Below are 4,190 nucleotides of genomic sequence, written 5' to 3'. Positions count from 1 at the left end.
CCATTCGAGTTCGTCGATCGACGGCTGCAGCGGCGAGGTCCAGATCACCTCCCTGAGGATGTCGCGGCTCTTCGGTCCCTGCACGGCGACATTGTGCATCTGGTCGGTGGAGGAACGCACAAGGACATTGAGGCCGAGTTTTGTCGCCGTCTCGCGCAGCCACTCGCCAGACAGATCGTCGCCGCCGACCCAGCGGAAATTGTCCTTGCCCAGCCGCAGCAGGGTGCCGTCATCAATCATGCCGCCATGCTCGTAGCACATGGCCGAATAGACCACCTGGCCAACGCCAAGCTTCTTGACGTCGCGGGTCAGCGTGTATTGCAGCAGCGCTTCGGAATCCGGGCCGGTGACCTCGAACTTGCGCAGCGGCGACAGGTCCATGATCACCGCGTCTTGGCGGCAGGCCCAGTATTCGGCGATCGGCCCGTCCTTGGCGAAGGAATTGGCGAGCCAATAGCCCTTGTACTCCTGAAAGTTGCGGGTGTGCTTGGCAAAGCTCGAATGAAAAGCGGTCTCGCGGGTCATTTTCGGTTCCGAATCGGGCGTCATGCGTCTGGCGATCGCTCGCGAGAATTTGTGCTGGCCGGAATAGGTCCGCACATGGATGTCGGTCGGGTTCCAGCCATTGGCCGGCGTCGTGTCGTCGGGGCAGGCGGAGGAAACGCAAACGATGTCGGTGAGCGCCCTGAGCAGCACATAGTCGCCCGCCCGCGACCACGGCTCGTCGGACACCATGACGCCATGCGCGTCGATCGCCGTGTTGAAGAAGAAGTTGATCGCCATCCAGCCCGCGCGGGGATTGACGCCCTTGCCGGCCAGAGCGCCGTTGAAATTCTCCGAACAGTTGGTGTGTCCGGGATAGCCGATGTCGTCGTAATATTTGGCGGCGCAGGCGAGCGCGAAGGCGTCGTGCCGGCCGCATGTGTCCTGCACCACCTCGACCAGCGGCTCCATGTCCTGGTCATAGTATTTGGAATGCAGGCCGGGCATCGGGTAGCTCGCACCCATGAGCGTGCGCGTCGTCGTCACGTCGAGCGGATGATCCAGTCCCCTGTCCAGCTTGCGCGCCGAAAAGCACTGGAAATCGGTGCATTGGCGCCCGTCGACATCGATGATCTGCAGATAGTCGCCAGCCCCAACGAAATAGGCCTCCGCGGTCGCCGAATGGACGCGCAAATCGAGCACCGGGTCGGCAAGCGGATCAGCCAATACCGATTTCGCCGCCGGGCGGATCGTGGCGCGGCGAACGAAGACGGTCAGCGGTGTCGCCGTGTCATGACCATCGACCAGCATCGGCCCGCCGGGGGCGGCAATCAGCACCGCACCATCGCGTGCGACGGTGAAAGCCTGCTCGGTGCCGGCCGGTGTCGTGACGCCGAACACCCGCACCGCCCTGGCGTGGTCAAGCTGCACCTGCCGGCGGGCGAGCCCGCTCCGCAGGGATGCGAGACTGTCGTCGCCCTCTATGAGCAGCGCTTTGATGCCGGCAGCGTTGCTGTTCGATGCTTCACCAAAAATGCCGGGATCGGTCGCGCCGGTCCTGTCCCAGGCCAGAAGTTCGCAGGCCTGGCCGCCTTCGACATTGCGCACGGTGATCGCGTCGCCGGCCTCGATGTCGATCAGCACCGCGCCGTTGCCCTGGATCGTATAACGCTCCATGCCCGGCGGCAGCGCGATCTGGCCCGGCCTCAGGATGAGGCTAGGCTTGGGCGGTCCGGCAGCAATTGCGGGGTAGGGCGACTGGCTCATCTCAGCCTTGCGGTTCGAGAAACAAGTTTGCCTGTGCGTGAAATTATTTTAGCAGCAAGAATAGCAGTGCGGTTGGGTTTGGCAAGGCGGAGGTGGCGCGCTTTGCCTTCTCCCCTTGTTGTGGGAGAAGGGAAGACTAGCCAAGGCTAAGCCAGTCTCTCTGTATGGTTGATGTCGACGCCGTACTCCGCGCCCGAATCCAGCATCGTATGCCAAAGGCTCTCGGCAAACGTCGCAAACATCAGAACGTTGAACACCGCCTGCCCATCCGTCCGATCACTGTCGCGCCAGAGCGTGACGCTGGTGTGATCCATCGACGTCGCGGCGGCGGCGCCAACCGGAAACGAATCGGGATGCAAATCGATCGACGACAGTTTCGCCAGCATTGTCCGCGCCTTGGCGCCGGAGATGCTGACCAGAACCCGCGCATGCGACTGGTCCGACAGCGAGCCGGACAATGCGGGCTCCAGCGTCTGCATCGTGTGCTTGCCGCCCTTCGACAGCACGAAGAACTGGTCCGGTCCCGACCAGATCAGCGTTGCGTCCGAAGTCCGCACCGCCTTCGGCGCATCAGGGACAGCAACACCAAACCGAGCCTTGGCGGCTTGTCCCAGCTCGGCCGCCTGGCCGCGCCGCGCCATCCCCTGGATCAGATCAAAATTGCGGATCTCGGTCAGCGAAATGCCGGCCTCGATACCGCGTGCGCCATCTGTACCGGTGACAAGCGCATGCTCGAGTGGGCTGCGAGAAACCCAGGAAAACTCAACCACGCTGGCGCCCTCCATCCGGGTCGTAGAAGACGGGATTGCAGAGTTCGACGTCATAGTCTTCGCCGCGCAATGGATCATGCGCGTGCACGATCTCGCCGATGCGTTCGCGGCCGCGTTCGACAAGCGCGAGCCCGATCCACTGATCCAACGTCGGCGAGAAGCAGACCGAGGTGACATAGCCCTGGTCGTTGCCGGGGCCGGGCGTCTGCCCCTTCGGGATGATGTGTGCGCCGGAGCGCAACCGGCGTGTCTCGTCCGTCGGCTTGATGCCGACGACGACCTGGCGATCTGGGGCTACCAGCGCCTCGCGTCCGGCCATGACGCGGCCGATATAGTCTTTCTTGGTCGACATCATCTTGCCCAGACCAAGATCGGCCGCTGTCGTCGTGCCGCTCAGTTCCGGTCCGGCGATGTGGCCCTTTTCGACGCGCATGACGCCGAGCGCCTCGGTGCCGTAAGGCGTCACGCCGAATGGCGCGCCGGCCAGCATCAGATTGCGTGCCATCGCATCACCGAAGCGTGCCGGTACCGAGATCTCGAAGGCCATTTCGCCGGAGAACGAGATGCGGAACAGCCGCGCCTTGAGGCCGCCGCGCAACGTCACTTCGCGCGCGCCCATGAACGGAAAGCCTTCGTTGGAAAGGTCCTCGGACTCATCAACGATCTGTTTCAGCAACTCCCGCGCGCTCGGTCCGGCGATCGAGAACTGCGCCCACTGGTCGGAGACGGAAGTGAGCTGCACGTCGAGCTCCGGGAACAGCACCTGGCGGCAGAATTCGAGATGCTGCATCACCAGACCGGCCTTGGCCGTGGTGGTGGTGAGAAAATAGTGGTCTTCGGCCAGCCGCGACGTGGTGCCGTCGTCATAGACGATGCCGTCCTCGCGCAGCATCAGACCGTAGCGCGCCTTGCCCACTGCAAGACTGGAGAAGGTGTTGATGTAGACGCGGTCGAGGAAGGCGCCGGCATCCGGACCGTGCACGTCGATCTTGCCGAGCGTCGAGACATCGCAGAATCCGACGCCTGAGCGCACCGCCTTGACCTCGCGCGTCACCGATTCCAGCCAGTCCTTCTCGCCCGCGCGGGGGTACCACTGCGCCCGCTTCCACAGGCCGGTGTCGACGAAGACAGCACCTTGTTCCACGGCCCAGTGATGCGACGGCGTCAGCCGCGTCGCATGGAAAGTCTCGTCGCGGTGATGGCCGGCGAAGGCGCCGATGGCGACGGGCACGTAAGGCGGCCGGTAGATCGTTGTCCCGGTCTCGGGGATCGAACGGCCGCTGACCGCAGCCATGATGGCGAGGCCGGCGACATTCGAGGTCTTGCCCTGGTCGGTCGCCATGCCGAGCGTGGTGTAGCGCTTCAGATGCTCGACCGATTCAAAACCCTCGCGCTGCGCCAGCTCGATGTCGGACGCGGTGACGTCGTGTTGCTGGTCGACAAAGGCTTTGCCCTTGCCGGCGACATGCCAGAGCGGCGTCAGCGAAAAAGCCTCGTCATCGGCGGCAGGCGCGGCGCCCGCCGTACCATTGTGCCCCGTGTCACGGGCCGCTGCCGCGCCAGCGGCAAATCCCTGGCTCAGGCAGGCGCCGAGCCCGAAATCGCCATTGGCGGCACCCGCGGCGACCATGCCTGGAGGCGCGCCGTCGGGCACGAAGGCGGAGATGTCGC

At 64.3% G+C, this 4,190-nt stretch carries 3 protein-coding genes; all 3 read right to left on the bottom strand.

The window, feature by feature from the left end:
* Positions 1 to 1,749: DUF1989 domain-containing protein (locus EN969_RS19390; protein WP_127419316.1), on the bottom strand; the 1,749-nt coding region annotated here is incomplete at its 3' end.
* A 146-nt stretch (positions 1,750 to 1,895) separates the two neighbouring features.
* On the bottom strand, positions 1,896 to 2,519 hold the full coding sequence (locus tag EN969_RS19385) for a sarcosine oxidase subunit gamma (protein WP_063170183.1): 624 nt from the start codon (positions 2,517 to 2,519) through the stop codon (positions 1,896 to 1,898).
* Positions 2,512 to 4,190: glycine cleavage T C-terminal barrel domain-containing protein (locus EN969_RS19380; protein ID WP_281060017.1), on the bottom strand; the 1,679-nt coding region annotated here is incomplete at its 5' end. The genes EN969_RS19380 and EN969_RS19385, both read right to left, overlap by 8 nt.

It is taken from the genome of Mesorhizobium sp. M7A.F.Ca.CA.003.01.2.1, from assembly GCF_003998945.1.
Classification (GTDB): domain Bacteria; phylum Pseudomonadota; class Alphaproteobacteria; order Rhizobiales; family Rhizobiaceae; genus Mesorhizobium; species Mesorhizobium ciceri.
Note: the sequence above shows the minus strand (reverse complement) of the source record. Positions and strands in the feature narration are given on the sequence as shown.